This is a genomic window from Nocardia sp. NPDC051321 (genome assembly GCF_044455225.1).
GTDB lineage: Bacteria > Actinomycetota > Actinomycetes > Mycobacteriales > Mycobacteriaceae > Nocardia.
On sequence record NZ_JBITEM010000018.1, the window covers coordinates 47,673 to 63,332 of the forward strand.

Annotated in this window: 14 protein-coding genes; 6 read left to right on the top strand and 8 right to left on the bottom strand. The window is 66.2% G+C overall.

Annotated features, from left to right (window positions below):
- Position 1: 1 nt before the first annotated feature.
- From ACIA8C_RS36050 to ACIA8C_RS36070, 5 genes are all read right to left on the bottom strand, one after another.
- On the bottom strand, positions 2-859 hold the full coding sequence (locus ACIA8C_RS36050) for an alpha/beta fold hydrolase (RefSeq protein WP_397142678.1): 858 nt from the start codon (positions 857-859) through the stop codon (positions 2-4).
- A gap of 113 nt (positions 860-972) precedes the next feature.
- Positions 973-2,622 (bottom strand): class I adenylate-forming enzyme family protein, encoded by a 1,650-nt coding sequence (locus ACIA8C_RS36055; RefSeq protein ID WP_397142680.1) that lies wholly within the window; start codon positions 2,620-2,622, stop codon positions 973-975.
- A 21-nt stretch (positions 2,623-2,643) separates the two neighbouring features.
- The gene (locus ACIA8C_RS36060; RefSeq protein WP_397142931.1) at positions 2,644-3,684 is read right to left on the bottom strand and encodes an NAD(P)-dependent alcohol dehydrogenase; all 1,041 of its coding nucleotides are present in this window, start codon (positions 3,682-3,684) and stop codon (positions 2,644-2,646) included.
- A complete protein-coding gene (locus ACIA8C_RS36065) occupies positions 3,684-4,829 on the bottom strand; it encodes a serine hydrolase domain-containing protein (protein WP_397142682.1) in 1,146 nt (381 codons plus the stop codon). The genes ACIA8C_RS36060 and ACIA8C_RS36065 overlap by 1 nt, the downstream gene beginning before the upstream one ends.
- Positions 4,830-4,833: 4 nt before the next feature.
- Complete coding sequence (locus tag ACIA8C_RS36070) at positions 4,834-6,201, bottom strand: flavin-containing monooxygenase (protein ID WP_397142684.1); 1,368 nt, start codon at positions 6,199-6,201, stop codon at positions 4,834-4,836.
- Between the two features lie 236 nt (positions 6,202-6,437).
- Here ACIA8C_RS36070 and ACIA8C_RS36075 point away from each other — a divergent pair, with 236 nt between their 5' ends.
- Both ACIA8C_RS36075 and ACIA8C_RS36080 read left to right on the top strand, forming a co-directional pair.
- Positions 6,438-7,067, top strand: coding sequence for a TetR/AcrR family transcriptional regulator (locus ACIA8C_RS36075; protein ID WP_397142686.1), 630 nt, complete (start codon positions 6,438-6,440; stop codon positions 7,065-7,067).
- A gap of 160 nt (positions 7,068-7,227) precedes the next feature.
- Positions 7,228-8,004 (top strand): DUF6319 family protein, encoded by a 777-nt coding sequence (locus tag ACIA8C_RS36080; RefSeq protein ID WP_397142688.1) that lies wholly within the window; start codon positions 7,228-7,230, stop codon positions 8,002-8,004.
- A gap of 1 nt (position 8,005) precedes the next feature.
- Here ACIA8C_RS36080 and ACIA8C_RS36085 read toward each other — a convergent pair whose 3' ends face one another.
- Positions 8,006-9,568 carry a diguanylate cyclase domain-containing protein gene (locus ACIA8C_RS36085; RefSeq protein ID WP_397142690.1) on the bottom strand — a complete coding sequence of 521 codons (1,563 nt, stop codon included), beginning with the start codon at positions 9,566-9,568 and terminating at the stop codon, positions 8,006-8,008.
- An 8-nt stretch (positions 9,569-9,576) separates the two neighbouring features.
- Positions 9,577-10,134 carry a hypothetical protein gene (locus tag ACIA8C_RS36090; RefSeq protein ID WP_397142692.1) on the bottom strand — a complete coding sequence of 186 codons (558 nt, stop codon included), beginning with the start codon at positions 10,132-10,134 and terminating at the stop codon, positions 9,577-9,579.
- Between the two features lie 474 nt (positions 10,135-10,608).
- Between ACIA8C_RS36090 and ACIA8C_RS36095 the strand changes: the two genes are divergently transcribed.
- Positions 10,609-11,292 carry a hypothetical protein gene (locus ACIA8C_RS36095; protein WP_397142694.1) on the top strand — a complete coding sequence of 228 codons (684 nt, stop codon included), beginning with the start codon at positions 10,609-10,611 and terminating at the stop codon, positions 11,290-11,292.
- A 67-nt stretch (positions 11,293-11,359) separates the two neighbouring features.
- Here the strand turns inward: ACIA8C_RS36095 and ACIA8C_RS36100 are convergent, their stop codons facing one another.
- Positions 11,360-11,728, bottom strand: a complete 369-nt coding sequence (locus ACIA8C_RS36100; protein WP_397142696.1) for a helix-turn-helix domain-containing protein — start codon at positions 11,726-11,728, stop codon at positions 11,360-11,362.
- Positions 11,729-12,225: 497 nt separating this feature from the next.
- Between ACIA8C_RS36100 and galK the strand changes: the two genes are divergently transcribed.
- The 3 genes from galK (at position 12,226) to ACIA8C_RS36115 (ending at position 15,576) form a co-directional block, all read left to right on the top strand.
- Positions 12,226-13,353 carry a galactokinase gene (gene galK / locus ACIA8C_RS36105; RefSeq protein ID WP_397142933.1) on the top strand — a complete coding sequence of 376 codons (1,128 nt, stop codon included), beginning with the start codon at positions 12,226-12,228 and terminating at the stop codon, positions 13,351-13,353.
- A gap of 228 nt (positions 13,354-13,581) precedes the next feature.
- Positions 13,582-15,312 (top strand): sodium:solute symporter family protein, encoded by a 1,731-nt coding sequence (locus ACIA8C_RS36110; protein WP_397142935.1) that lies wholly within the window; start codon positions 13,582-13,584, stop codon positions 15,310-15,312.
- Between the two features lie 9 nt (positions 15,313-15,321).
- Positions 15,322-15,576 carry a hypothetical protein gene (locus ACIA8C_RS36115; RefSeq protein WP_397142698.1) on the top strand — a complete coding sequence of 85 codons (255 nt, stop codon included), beginning with the start codon at positions 15,322-15,324 and terminating at the stop codon, positions 15,574-15,576.
- Positions 15,577-15,660: the final 84 nt, after the last annotated feature.

The following is a 15,660-nucleotide window of genomic DNA, read 5'->3' on the forward strand; positions in this document are numbered from 1 at the left end:
GTCAGGAACCGCCGACGGCCTTCGGGACGGTGGCCGGGTTCGTCGTCGCCAGGAAGTCAGTGATGATCGAGGTGACCGTGTCCGGGTCCTCCACCATCGGAAGGTGGCCGCAGTCCGGCAGCTCGACCGCGGTATGGGCGTGCAACATGCGATTGAGGCGGGTACCGGCGCGGGCCGAGAGGATGCGGTTCTGCCTGCCCCAGATCGTGCAGATCGGCGGGAAGTCGGCCGGCGGGTCGAACCGGTCGAGGGCGGCGTAGGCGGGAAAGCCCTGGACGAGCTCGTGCAGCGCGTGCAGGCGGCCGCGATCGGACCAGTGCGCGCGCAGGCGCGGGGAATGCTGCAGCCGCTGGCGCTTGCCGCGGGCTCCGAGCTGGTTGGCGACGATCAGTGAGACGGCCCGGCCGGGCAGCGCGAGCCTGCGGGCCAGCGGTCCCAGTGGCAGCCTGGCGTCCGCCCATGCCATCGGCGCGGACTGGCCCGAGCTGACGGTGTCCCAGGTCAGCGGGTTGATCAGGACGAGGGCCCGCACTCGGTCCGGATGGTCGATGGCGTAGCTCAGCGAGGTGGCACTGCCGAGGCAGTTGCCGACCAGCACGACGTCGGTGAGCCGGTGGGTGTCCAGGAAGGCGCCGAGCATGCGCGCGTAGTCGGCGAGGCGATAGCCGTCCGCGGGCTGGTCGGATTGACCGTAACCGGGCAGGTCGAGGGCGAAGACCTGATGGTCGCGCCGCAGCACCGCCAGCTGGTCGTCCCAGATGTGGCGTTGGGTGCCCGCGTTGTGCAGGAACACCACCGGTGGGCCGCTACCGGCGCGGTCGAAGGCCACCGCCCTGCCCTGATGCTCGAAAATGTCCACATTGACTCCCTGCGAGCGGCCGGGCGAAACACGTCACCCGATCCGTCCCGATCTTACGATGTTGTCAAGCGGTGAGCTGGGGCTTTGGCGATACCGCGCGGGCAGGCCCTCGGTCACACCTCGATGCCGGTGCGCACCACCTTGCCGGTGGCGTTGCGCGGTAGCGCCGTGCTGGTGAGCCGCCAGCGAGCAGGCACCTTGTAGTAGGCGATTCGCTCGGCGGCGAAAGCGCGTAGCTCCTCTTCCGTTGTCGCCGAGGCATTGTCGACGACCACCAAGGCGGCGACCTGCTGACCGAGGTCGGGGTGCGGCACGCCGATGACCGCGCATTCGCGCACCGCGGGGTGCTCCTCCAGGCACTGTTCGATCTCGGTGGGATAGACGTTCTCACCGCCGCGCAGGATGAGATCCGAACGCCGACCGGACAATCGGAGCCTGCCGTCGGTCAGCACGCCGATATCACCGGTACGCAGCCATCGGTCCGCGGTGATCGCGGCCGCGGTGGCCGCCTCGTCGTCCCAGTAGCCGAGCATCACGTACTGGCTGCGCACGCAGATCTCGCCTGCGGTGCCGTCCGCAACGGCGTTGCCCGCGCTGTCGCGGATCTGCACGGTGACCCCGATGACGGGACGGCCAACGGTATCCGGGAACGCGGCGAGCTCGGCGGGACTCGCCAGGGTGGCCGCGGTGCTGCACTCGGTGAGCCCGTAGCTGGTCACCAGCGCCGTCTTGGCCACTGGAAGTTGTTCGCGCAGTTGGTGTTGCAGCGCCGCCGAGGACGGCGCCGAGTTCAGCGAGAACGACGCCAGCGAGGACAGGTCGTACCGGGACAGCTCCCGCTCCAGCAGCCGGGTGGCCATGGTCGGCATGGCGCCCCAGTTGGTGATGCGTTCGCGCTCGATCAGGCGCAGCACCCGATCCGCGTCGTAGGAGCCCTGGTAGAGCACTGAGGTATCGCCGGTCACCAGCCTGGGCACCACCAGGTTGTGCAGGCTGGCGATGTGGAACAGCGGCGAGGTGAGCAGGAACCGCCTGCCGCTCGGCGGTTCGCTCGCACCGGCGAACTCGGCGGCCAACGCGTCGTTGAATTGGTGATACCCGATGACCGCCAGCAGGTTTCGGTGGGAATGCACCGCGCCCTTCGGCCGTCCGCTGGTCCCGCTCGTATACAGGACCACCGCCGGGTCGTCCTCTTCGATCTCCGTGAGCGGCATTGCGCCGCTGGCGAATTCAGAGCTGAGCGCGGGCAGATCGTGCTCCATGGTGAGCACGGGCACGCGAATATCCAGCTCCGCCACCAGCGCCGCGCGTTTCGCGTCGACGACCAGCACGGCAGGCTTGGTGTGCTCGACGCCGTAGGCGATTTCGCGCGGCGTCCACCAGGCGTTGTAGCCCACCGCGATCGCACCGAGGCATTGCGCGGCCCAGAACGTCATCACCCATTCCGCGGTGTTCGCGGCCAAAATGCCGACCCGGTCGCCCTTTTCGATGCCGTACCGGTCGCGCAGCGCCCTGGCCAGCGCGCCGACCGCGGCCGCGTGCTCGGTGAACGACATCCGGCGGTCCTCGGTGACGAGATAATCGCGGTCACCCCAGGTGATCGAGGCGGCCAGCACCGCACCGAGCGACTTCCCGCGCTGCCGAAACACCGGCACCTGCGCGCCGAGCACGTCCTCGACCACCATCTCGAACCGCCCACCGGGGCCGGTCAGCCGGGCCACCGCCGCGGCAGCGAACGCCTGCGCGTCGAAAGGCTTTGTCATCTACCGCCACACTCTCTCTGTCTATGGAACCAATACCGCGCGGCCGGTGACCAGACCACGCTCCAGCCGGTCGAGCGCGTCGCGGCCTGCCGCCAGGTCGTAGCGCTCGACCTCGACCCTGAGCTTGCCCGAGCGGGCCAGGGCGACGGACTCGATCAGGTCGGATTTGGTGCCGCCGTACGACTTTCGAACGGAGGCGCCCCACGGCCAGCCCGGTCCGCCCGCCGGGCCCGCCGTGATCTCCGGTGCGCCGCCGCCGAGGCCGATCATCCGGTAGGCGCCGTTGGGTGCCACCGATTCCACGGCCAGTGTCGCGGTCTGGTCGACGCCGACGAAGTCGAAGACCGCGTCGGCCCCGCGACCGTCGGTGCGGTCGAGAATCTCCCGCGCGGTGTCGGCGCCGGCGAGCAGGCCCTCGGCGGCGCCGCAGCGGGCCGCCAATTCGAGCTTGTCGGTGCCGATGTCGACGGCGATCACCCGGGTCGCGCTGGTCGCGGCGAGAATCTGCACCGCGACATGGCCGAGCCCGCCGATGCCGATCACCACCGCGACCGAGTCGGGCCGAAGATGTTCGCGGGCACCGCGAATCGCGTGATAGCTGGACAGCGCCGCGTCCGCGAGCGGGGCGGCCTGCATGAAGTCGAGGTCACCGATCGGCACGAAAGAGCTTGCCGGAATGCGGATGTACTCGGCCATGCCGCCGTCCGGGCCGAGCCCGGGGCACGGCGGCATCGCGGTCCGGCCCGCGGCCAGGCAGACATTCTCGTTGCCGCGCACGCATTCCCGGCACACGCCGCACGACCAGCACAGGTAGACGATGCCGCGCTCACCGGCGGCGCGCCCGTCGACCTCGGCGCCGACCGCCTCGATGGTGCCCGCGACCTCGTGGCCGAGGGTCAGCGGCTCGTCGCGCATGCGAAACGGAATGTGCAGCACATGTAGATCGGAATGGCAGATCCCGGCCGCGCCGACCCGCAGCAGCAGATCGGTGCGGCCGATCTCGGGGATCGGCACCTTGCGCAGCTCCAGCACGCCTGGCTCGGTCAGTTGCAGCGCCCGCATCATGCGCGGACTCCGGCGGCGGTGAAGACCGAGCGCAGGTAGGCGTCGGCGCGCGCGGACCCGATCAGCCCGGGTGCCATCTTGTTCATGGTGTAGGCGAAGGTGATTCGACGATCGAGGTCGTTGACGACGATCGCGCCGCCGAGCCCGGCCCACCAGCAGACTCGGCCGTCGGGGACCTGCGGCGCGGTCTGTGGCTGGGGGAGCCCGTAGCCGATGCCGAAGCGCAGCGGCACCAGCAGCGCCAAGTCGGCGCCGTCCGACTGCTGCTCGAAGATCAGGTCGATCGTCTTCTCCGACAACATCCTTCGCCCATCCAGCACGCCGCCGCCGGAGACGAGCGCCTGGACCCGCGCCACCGAGCGGGCATTGCCGTGGCCGTTCACGGCGCCGATCTCGGCCTGTCGCCACGCGGCGCTATTGGCCTCCTGGAGGTCGAGCAGGGGACTGGTGAGGGTCTTGACCAGAATGCTCGTCTGATCGAGCGAGGCCATGTCGAATTCCAGCATCGGCGGCGGGACCAGCGGCGCGATCCGGTGATGATGCTCGGCGCCGGTGCCGATGTGGAAGTCCGCGCCCAGCGGACCGGCGAGCTCCTCGGCGAAGAACTGCCCTAGGCCACGGCCGGTGATGCGGCGGATCACCGCGCCGACCAGATGCCCGTAGTTCAGCGCGTGATAGCCCGACGCGGTGCCCGGCGCCCACCATGGCGGTTGCGCCGCGAGGCGGGCGCTGGCCGCTTCGGTATCGTAGATATCGGCGAGCTCGATCGGTCGCTCCCAGCCGGAGACGCCGGAGGTGTGGCCGAGAATGTGCCGAATCTCGATGTCGCCCTTGCCGTTTGCCGCGAACTCCGGCCAGTAGTGGCCGACCCGCTGCCGCAGGTCCAGCTCGCCGCGATCGACAAGCAGCAGTGCGCAGAGCGCCGTCATCGTCTTGCTGATCGAGAAGACGTTGACCAGGGTGTCCTCGGTCCACGGCACGGTGCGCTCGATATCGCGGTAGCCGCCCCAGAGGTCGACGACGGGTTCGCCGTCGACGGTCACGCAGATGGCCGCGCCGAGTTCCTCACCCGAGGCCAGTTGGTTCGCCAATTCTTCTCGCACACCGGCGAATTGGTCGGTGCAGAAGCCCGAAGTCGTCATCGTCTCACGCGTTCTCGAGCGCCCTGGCAGGCACCGGCAGCGCGTAGCCGTTCGCGGCGGCGCGTTTCGCACCGCGCGCCATCTCCTTGTTCAAGTCCCGCACGTACGGCTCGAACTCGATCTGGATGGTGTGCCGCGGTGAGTTGTAGTAGCGCCCACTCCGACGCTCCTCGGCTACCCGGATCGCCTCGTGCATCTCCGGCTCCGACGGCGGCAGATACTTGCCGGTCAGATAGGCGGCGACCAGCTTGCTCTGTTGCTCAGCGAAATTCACCAGCGTCGGCAGCGGCTGCGCCAGGCCCATGAAGAACAGGTTGTCCACGCCGGGCTTCATCATCTGCTTGAACAGCGGGATGCGGTTCTGCTCGTCCGGCACCAGGTTCGGATCCGAGAAGAACGGGAAGCTGATGTGATACCCGGTGGCACAGACGATCACGTCCACCTCCTCGGTGCTGCCGTCGGCGAAGCGCACGCGCGGGCCCTCCAGCGCCGTGATGGCGGGCTTGAACGAGATATCGCCGCAGCCCGCGCGGTGCAGGAATTCCTCGCTTGCCGACGGATGTGCCTCGAACGGCCGGTGATCGGGCTTGGGCAGCCCGTAGAACTCCATGTCGCCGCGGAACTTGCGGACGAAGCGCTGCTTGAGTTTCATGCTGACCTTGCGTGGAATCCACGCGGGCACACTCTGCTTGTCGCCGACCTTGCCGTTCACGTATTTCGGCAGCACCCAGACCCCGCGCCGGGCGGAGACGGTGAGCTTTTCCGCGACGAAACGCTGAGACAGTTCCGAGGCGATGTCCAGCCCGGAATTTCCCATGCCGACCACGACGACCTTCTTGCCGCGCATATCGACCGGGTCGAACGGGTCGTTGTAGGCATGGCTGTGGATCAGCACACCGTCGAATTCGCCGGGATAATCGGGGGTGCGCGGATCCCAGTGGTGCCCGTTGCACACGATCAAAACGTCGTAATCGCGGGTGCGGCCGTCGCTGGCGGTGATCAGCCAGCGGCCGTCGGCGTGCCGTTCGGCCGCGGTGACTTTGGTGCTGAAGAGGATCTTGTCCCGGAAGCCGAAATGGTCGACGTAATCCTTGAAGTACTGGAACAGCTGCGAATGGTGCGGGAAGTCCGGCCAGCCCGCCGGCGCCGGATAGTCCTCGAAGGCCAGCCGGAACTTGCTGGTATCGATGTGCAGGGACTGGTAGCAGGCCGACATGCCATTGGGATTCTTGAAGTACCAGTTGCCGCCGACCTCGTCGGAGGCCTCGAACAGGTCGAACGGAATTCCGAAGTCCTGCAGCCGTTTCGCGGTGGTGATCCCGGAGGGGCCCGCGCCGATGAGGCAGACCTTGGGCAGAGTGGGTTGGGTCAATTCACTTGTCCTCGTGCTGGGAGGGCGGTCACCTGCCTGCGGCGGCGCGCCCGGCGCCGAAACCGTCCGTAGCCGTGTGGCTTCCGGAGTGACGTAGGCAACAACGTAACATTGGCTAGACAGCGTGTCTAGTGAATGACGTATTGTCTAGTAAAGGCCGCGGACGGCGCGGCCATCAGTAGACTGCCACCGAAAGTCGCACGTCAGCAGAACTTTCGACCGACACGAGGTAGCCGTTGCGTACGAACCCGAATCCGGCGGGCCCCAGCCTGCGGGACGAGCAGAAGCAGCAGACCAGGACCAGGCTGATGGCCGGTGCCAAGGAGCTGTTCAGCACGCGCGGTTACGCGGCGGTGCGGGTCGACGACATCGCCGCAGCCGTCGGCTGCAGCCGCGCCACCTTCTATTTGCACTTCGCCAGCAAGCTCGAGGTGCTGCGCGCGATCGCCGAGCAGAGCACCGCCCCCAGCGCGCTGCATTTCTACGAGGACCTGGATCGGGTGCTGGACACCGGCTCCCGTGCCGAGTTCGTCGCCTGGATGACCCGCGCCATCGAGTGGTTCCACGAATACCGCGACCTGCTGCCCGCCTGGGACGAGGCCACCGCGATCGAACCGGAATTCCGCGAGATCGCCCGCAACGGGATCATCGCCCTGCCCAACGCGATGACCTCATACCTCGCCCGCTGGCCCGCCGACCGCGCCGACGAGGCGCGGCTACGGGTGGAACTGCTTGTCGCCCAACTCGAGCGCTTTTTCACCCGCTGGGCGGTCCAGGGCACCATCAATGTCTCCGCCGAGCGGGCCGCCGAGGTGCTCACCGATATCTGGTTCCCCGCGTTGCGCGCGCCGGTCGAACAGGGCTGAGTGTCGCGGCGATTCGCGCTCACCCCGGCATAGCTCGATATTCGCTGGCCGCGCGGGAATCGTGTTCTGGGACTCGATTTGGAAGCGGAGTGTAAATCTGTCGGTGCGGTGCGGCATCATCTGTGCACGCAGCCATCCACGAATATTGCTCGGAGTCACCATGCCGTCGCCTAAAACCAAGCCCAAGCCATTGTCGGACAGCGAGATTCAGCGGATCGCCACGGATATCGCCGGCGGCCGCCCGCCCATGGTGTGGTTCACCGCTGCCGCGGTGGGCGTGCCGGAAGGACGGTCGGGAAAGGTGATCTCCCTCGGCGATCCGGCCGATGGAGACTTCCTGCAGGTCCGGCCCACCGGATCGAAGGATGTACTGTCCTTTTCTCCGACAGAAGTGACGTTGACCAAGCCGCCACGAGGGGCGGCAACCGTTTCCACTGCCCAGCCGAAGTCGACAACCAGGAAGGAATCACCCGTGACCCAGCCGTCGACCTTGACGAGCACTGCGACACCAACCACACCCAGTTCTGTCACGCCGCCACCGGTCGTCCCGAAACCCGTTGCGAGCACACCGGAATCGGACGAACAAGACAGCGGCGCGAGCAAGCCCGCGCCCAAGCCTGCCACCGCGGGCGCCGCTAAGGCGGCGAAGGCCCCCGCGCGGCCGAAGGCGAAGACGCCCGAGGTCACCGTCACGCTCACCGGCACCGCCGACGGCGAATGGTCCGTCGACGTGGTCAGCGGCAAGAAGCGCGCCGTGCGTGGTCTCGCGGTGCCGAGTTCCGCCGTGGCCCAGGCCGCCAAGATTCTGCACCCCGAGGTGGCCGAAGTGGTGGCGGGCATCCTGGACGCGGCCAGGGAAGCGCAGGAGGCCAAGGTGCAGCAGTTGCAGGCCGAGCTGGAAGCGGCCCGGCGACTGCTCGACGAGCTGGTCGACTAGGTCAGACCGCGGTGCTGGTGGATCTGGTGCCCGCGCGCCAGATCCGCCGGCCCGTCTCGTTCGCGTTGTGCCGAGCCGGGTCGTTCGCCATGTGCCGCACGGTGTCCGGCGCGTGCCGCGCGTCGTCGTGGAACGCGTAGCCGAGCGAGTATTCCTTCGCGTGGTACATGGCCGAATCGGCGTCCCGGATGAGGTCGTAGACGGTGGACTCGGTGCTGCGCGGGCCACCGCAGGCGATCCCGATGCTCGCGGTGATCGGGATCTCGCCCGCGCTCAACTCGAACGGCCGGACGAACGCCCCGAGCAGCTGTTCGGCGAGCGTCGCCGCCTCCTGCCGACCCAGCGGGGAAAGCACCACGAATTCGTCGCCGCCATACCGCGCGACCACGTCGTCGCGCAGCACCACCCGCCGAATCCGCGAGGCCGCGTTCGCGATCAGCTCATCACCGACCGCGTGCCCGTAACTGTCGTTGACCATCTTGAAGCCGTCCAGGTCGATGAACAGCAGACTCACCGGCCGCTCCGCCCACCGCTCATTGTTGAGGTTCAGCGTGCGAAGCAGCGCCGACCGATTCAACAACCCACTGAGCATGTCGTGATCCGCCTGATACTGCGCCCGCCGCTCGCTACGAGAACTACGCACGATGGCGCGCTCGCTGCGAACGAGTACGCCGATGAGCAGCAACGCGAACAATGACGAGACCACCACGCGGTTCAGCGTGTCCAGCGAGGACCCGACCACCGGCACGAGCGACGCCACGATCAATACGACCGCGATGAAGCTGGCGCGCTGACGGGAGTGGTGCGAATGGATATGCCGCGGTGCGCCCAGACTGGTCATCGTCGGGTGCAGTGCCGCGACGCCGGCGATCGCATACGCCGCGAGCAGTGGCGCCAGCTGTATATCGCGGCTGATCGTCGCGGTGCCCGCCGCGGTCAGGTTGTCGGCGAGATCGCCGATCAGTGCCGCGATCAGCGCGAGATGCACCAGGTCCAGCGAGGTTTCCGAGCGGGTCGAGGTGGCCACCGAATGCGCGACCAGCGTCAGCAACATCGCGTCGAGCACCGGATAGGTGGCGGCCACCGTCAAGTTCAGCACGGTGTCGTGCGACTGGAGGATCGGCGAGATGAGGAAGGTCCACGACGCGAGGATCGCGCCAAGCCCGATCAGCCCCGAGTCCAGCAGTAACTCATAATTGCCACGCACCCGCCGCGGGCGCAGCCAGATCAGGGCGGCGAGGCCGACCGTCAGATAGCCGAGCAGCGTGAACGCGTCATTCAGGCTGTTGTCGGCATCGCGCAACGCGGCTCCCGTCGCGGACAACACGGCCGAGCACGACAGCAGATACCAGGGCAGCGGATTGGCGGGCCGATGTGCCCACAGGCCGAAGCCGATCATGGCCAGCGTGCCCGCCACGATGGCCGTCATCGTGAGATACGACAGCAGGGCGGAATCGGCCGTCAGGTGCAGCGCGATGATGACCCCGCTGACCCCGAGAAGCAGTGCGTACCATCGTGTTCGGAGCAGGTATCGCCGCTCCGACTGCCGCTCCGCGACTGCCATCAGCCCCCCTAGTTCGCTCCATCCCCGGTGAACCAAGCCCCGTAGAAGATTAGTGTATCCTCCATCGAGACCTCGAGGTTCGCTGCGCCGAGCATTGTCAACACGCGTTCGGTGAACCAGGACCGAGTGTTGTTGTACGAGCAGATGTCCCAACCGACCGCGGCTCGGTCGGCAACCAGAACCTGGACAACTGATTCGATCATGGCACGAAATGCGGGTCCTTGTCGTGCACTTGGCGCAACAAGAGTGATCCCGACATAATAGATTGCGTCGCGCGCCGCGTGGTCCGGGAAGCGGGCGGTGAGGTATTCCGGGTTGATCCACGAGATGGTGTCAAGGTGTTTGGTCAGTGTGGTCAGCCCGATCGGTTCCCCGGCATCGTTGCGCACCACATGTTTGTCCACCCTGGGATCGACCATTTCCGCGCGGAATTCGTCAGGATCCAGCACCTGCTTGACGAGCGTTTTGGTGCGTAGCGGGCCGAACGCCTCCTCATAAAGGCGATGAAATATTTCGATCTGGTCGTCCGGGATCTTGGCTTCGATGGTTAGGTGCAGGTTGCTCACTGGCGCAACTCCAGGGGATGGTGTGGTACGCGGCCAGCCCCAGTGCGCAGATCAGAGCGTTGTCGGAGCGAGTTTCGGTCGTGCACAGGCGGACCGGACCGAAAGTTTTCGGTCGGTTGAGGTCATGTCTTCAAGGCTTGACAGGATCGCATGCGCACCCGGCCTATGCGTTCCAGGGTGGCGCGCGGCGGGATGACCGACGACAGTCGGATCAACTCGGTGTCATCCACTCCCAGTCACGCAATGCGCGTCGAAGGCCCACGTTGGTGTCGGTGCCCGAATGGATGCGGTTGCCGACGAGGCTGGTTTCGGTCTTCGCCGTGGATGCCACTCGCTACACGCCAACTGCAGATACCCCACTGTCGTCCCGCCAGAAGTCTTGCGGGACGACACTTTCACGTACACGAAGCCACATTTTACGCGAGCTTGGCCATGAACGACGCCCCCGTCGTCTTCATCCCTAGAATCACCCAGATGACGTACGAACCGGCAGTGTGGGCCGCCGTCGCGATGGGGGCGGTGATGGCCTATCGGATGCGCTGGTGGCAGGGCTTCCCTGAATCACGGCTGTTCACAATGGCGTTCGGAGCGATCAGTTCCGCTTACATCCTGGCCATATCGCCGGTTGTCGAAGGACTCAACCAGATCTCGATCAACGTCACTGGCAACGCGATCGCGCTGCTCGCCTCCGTCCTGCTGGCGACGCTGTCCTTCAGCTCTCTTGCCTCGGTCGCGCTCGAGATCCTCACTGGCTCTCGACATTCCGGCCGCTTTGTCGGTACGGCATGGGCGTTGGGGGCGGCCGTGCTGATCGCATGCTGGTTCACGGGTGCGGCGCGCCACTCCAAGACATTGAATTCTTTTGCTGCTGTGGATGTGTCCGCGCAAGTTTTCGCCATCACGTACGTGGTTCTTTCGATCGTCACCGGGATAGCGACCTTGGCTGCCACCTGGCAGGTACTTCAGCGAAAAGGATTGCGCCCCAAGCTCCGTCGCGCCGCTGGCGGATTGTTTGTGACGGCAGTCTGCTTGATCGGGCTCGGCGCAACACTACTGCTCAACACGCTAGTGCTGGACTTGTCGTCGGGAAGCGCTCAGATCCTCGAACAGATTTGGTGGGTGCCTATTACTATCGCTCTCGCGGTCGCGGGGTTGTGATCGAAGCGTGGTGGATGAGGTCCGCGATGGTTGAGGGCGCCTACCAGAATTGCCTGGGTGTACCGAATTACTCCAGACCGATCATTCGGCCATAGATTCTTGCCGCTCGACCGGATGATTCCTCGTTGCCGTCGAGAACCTCGGGTGGAGCGGCAAGACTGCCGAAAAGTGCGGTCTCGTCGAGGGATCGTTTCGCCTCGTTGATGATGCCGACGGCTGTCGTGTCGAGAGCCCATGCGATTGACTCGAGGCGGCCAACGTCCGGCAAGGTCTCGCCCTTCTCGATTCGGTCGTAGGTGGCGCGAGCCAGCTCGGCTTTCGTGTAGACCTGCTCTCTCGTCATCTCCCGTTTGCGACGGCGATCCCGGATGACTCGCGCCACGGCGGCATTGAGCCTGTCGCGCGCGGCGGCGTTCAGCGGATCCTCTGTCGCCATCGGACCAGCGTATCCGTGGGGTATCCAAGCGGGGAAATCCCCGGAAAGTTTTCTGGCGCAGGGCGGCGAGGTACTGGGAAGATCGGGGCTTGTGGTACTCAGAAGTGAGTAATAAGGTCTCCTTCGGGGGCATCGATCCGAGCAGACCGATGGCACTTCGGTTCCGTTCGGTCGGATAAGCACGACCTGACGTATCGGCCGCTTGTGCGCGCAGTGGGGTCGAACAGTTGGCCAAGTGTTATGCCCAGCATCTTGCGCTGGCGATCAGCCGCAATGCGTCTGCGAGGTGCACCGATCTCAACAATATGGAGGGGAGAGATCGGTGCACCGCCCAGACACACTGTCATCAACGTGTTAGGGGGTGTCGAGGTCCGGTCGTGTAAGGAAGGCAGACGCGAATCGCGCACCTCCGACAGCTGGAAGCAGTGTTCCCGTGGCGTGTCTCGTAACGTGTGGCAGGGGCCAGTGGACACGACAGACCGGGAGAACAAGTGCGGATGTGGGTTGCGCCGGGACGGGTCAACATCATCGGTGAGCACACCGATTACAACGACGGTTTCGTCTTGCCCATCGCCTTGCCGCTGGTGGTCGAATGCCAGGCCAGGGTGCGTACCGACGCTCAGGTGCGGGTGGTCTCGCGGCAACGACCGGACGAGGTCGTGCTCGTCGCGGTGGCTGATCTCGTGGCACAGCGTGATCGGGTGCCGGGGTGGTCTCGGTACCCGCTCGGCGTCGTCGCCGAATACGTGCGGCGTGGGCTGGCGATCGGCGGCGTCGACCTCGAGTTGGACGGGGCGGTACCGATCGGCGCGGGCCTGTCGTCCTCGGCGGCGTTGTCCTGTGCGGTGGCGATCGCGCTGCGGGACCTGTTCGCGCCTGCCGTCACCGATCGTGAGCTGATCGAGATCGCGCGCGCCGCGGAGAACGACTATGTCGGGGCGCCGACCGGTTTGCTAGATCAGTCGGCGTCGATTCTGTGCACGGCGGGACACGCGCTGTTCCTCGACATCCGGCGCTTCGTCGAGATCGGCCGTGCTGGTGAGACGAATAGTGTTGCGCACGAACAGATTCCGTTCGACCTCGCGCGATTCGAGCTGGAGCTGTTGGTGATCGACACCGGCCAGCCGCACGAGCATGTCGACGGCGGTTACGCCGAGCGCCGTGCCCAATGTGAGGCTGCCGCCACGGAACTCGGCGTGCCCGCGCTACGCGACGTCGAGTCGGTAGCCGCGCTCGACCGGATCGCCAACGAGGTGTTGCGCAGACGGGCGCGCCATGTGGTGACCGAGAACGCCCGAGTGCTGACTGTTGCCCAAAGATTGCGAGAGGGGACGGATCCGCGGGCGATCGGGCCGATTCTCACCGAGGGACACGCCTCGCTGCGTGACGATTTCGAGGTGTCGACACCCGCGCTTGACGCCGCCGTCGACGCCGCGCTGGCCGCCGGGGCGCACGGCGCGCGGATGGTCGGCGGCGGATTCGGCGGCAGTGTGCTCGCGCTGGTCGATCGGGACAGCACCGATGCCGTGGTGGCCGCGGTGCGGAATCGGTTCGCCGACGCGGGCTTTGCCGAGCCGCGCACCTTCGTCGTCGGCCCGGCGGCCGGGGCGCACCGCGCCGATTGAGCGACCGCCCAGGTTTTTGTGCACGATTGTGGCCCGCGAGTGAGGCACAATCACGCAGAGTAGGTGTCGGCCGAGACACCATTCGGTCGGCGACGAGTGAGTCGCGCGCCATGCAGTACCACCCGTAGACGCACGATCTCGCACCACGAAAGATCTCGCTCGACGCCCGGTTTCACCGCCAGGAGGGACGCTGTGCCGCTTGCCGATTCACCTGTTCTGACGTCCGCGCTGCTCGCCGCCGAACCGCGGTCGACGGCATCGACCTATTTAGACGCCTCATCGACCCTGCGGCTGGACGCGGCTCCCGTCGACTTCGCCCTGGTCGCCCTGTATTTCGTGTTCGTGCTCGGCATCGGCCTGCTGGCCAGACAGCGCGTCTCGTCCAGCATCGACTTCTTCCTGTCCGGGCGTTCGCTGCCCGCCTGGGTCACCGGTCTCGCGTTCATCTCCGCGAACCTCGGCGCCGTCGAGATCATGGGTATGTCGGCCAACGGCGCCCAGTTCGGCTTCCCGACCTTCCACTACTTCTGGATCGGCGCGATCCCGGCCATGCTGTTTCTCGGCGTGGTGATGATGCCGTTCTACTACGGCTCCAAGGTCCGTAGCGTGCCCGAGTTCATGCGCAGGCGCTTCGGCACCGGCGCGCACCTGGTCAACGCGCTCAGCTTCGCCATCGCCCAGGTGCTGATCGCGGGTGTCAACCTGTATCTGCTCGGCACCATCCTGAACGTGCTGCTCGGCTGGTCGCTGTGGCTGTCGGTGATCATCGCGGCGGTGATCGTGCTCTCCTACATCACCCTCGGCGGGCTGTCGGCCGCCATCTACAACGAGGTGCTGCAGTTCTTTGTCATCGTGGCCGCGCTGCTGCCGCTCACGCTGGTCGGCCTGCACAAGGTGGGCGGCTGGGATGGCCTGCGGGACAAGGTGACCGCCTCGCCGGGCGGCGGGGCGCAACTGGACTCCTGGCCGGGTAATGAGCTGAGCGGATTCAGCAACAACATCCTCTCGGTGATCGGCATCGTGTTCGGCCTCGGGTTCGTGCTCTCGTTCGGATACTGGACCACCAACTTCGTCGAGGTGCAGCGCGCGCTGGCGACGCACTCCATCTCGGCGGCGCGGCGCACCCCGATCCTCGGCGCCTATCCGAAGATGTTCATCCCGCTGATCGTGGTGATCCCCGGCATGATCAGCGCGGTGCTCGTCCCGCAGATGAGCGAGTACAAGGCGGCGAAGGTGGCGAATCCGGACTTCACCGGCGACACCACCTACAACCAGGCGTTGCTGTATCTGATGAAGGACGTGCTGCCGAACGGGCTGCTCGGAGTCGGCATCGCCGGCCTGCTCGCGGCGTTCATGGCGGGCATGGCGGCCAATATCTCCGCGTTCAACACGGTGTTCAGCTATGACCTGTGGCAGCAGTACGTGCGCAAGGATCGCCCGGACGGGTATTACCTGACCGTCGGTCGCTTGGCCACGGTCGGCGCGACGGTGACGGCGATCTTCACCGCCTTCATCGCGTCGAACTTCAGCAACATGATGGATTATCTGCAGACCCTGTTCAGCTTCTTCAACGCGCCACTATTCGCGACGTTCATCCTCGGCATGTTCTGGAAACGGATGACGCCGACGGCGGGCTGGATGGGTCTGGTCTGCGGAACCGGTTCCGCCGTGGTGATTTTCATCCTGCATCAGACGAAGGTGTTCCACCTGTCCGGCCAGGGTTCGAGTTTCGTGGCCGCGGGCACCGCGTTCGTGGTCGACATCGTGGTCAGCGTGCTCGTCACGCAGGTGACCACGCCGAAACCCGTCGCCGAACTCGTCGGCCTGGTCTATTCGGAAACCCCGAAGGAGGTGCGCACCGATCCGGATCAGGGCTCCCTGCCCTGGTATCAGCGCCCGGTGCTGCTGGCGGGCATCGCCCTTGTCCTCGTCATCGCCCTCAACATCCTCGTCGGATAAGGAGCCGCAATGCTTTTCGACATCCGCACCATCGTCGGCGCCCTACTCGGCTGCTACGGGGTGGTCCTTGTGATCACCGGCCTGGTCAGCAATTCCGCCGCCGACCAGGCCAAAACCGGCAATATCAACATCAACCTGTGGGCGGGGCTCGGCATGGGGGTCGTCGCCCTGCTCTTCATCGCCTGGGTGATCCTGCGCCCGATCGCGGTGCCGGACAAGTCCCCGGCCGCGGAGCTCCCGGACGAGCCGTCGGAAACTCCCTGACCCGTGCGAAACCCCGCCAGGGCCGCCCTGGCGGGGTTTCGTGTTTCCAGGCTTCCCTGTGTCATCCGGACGACCGATCGGTCT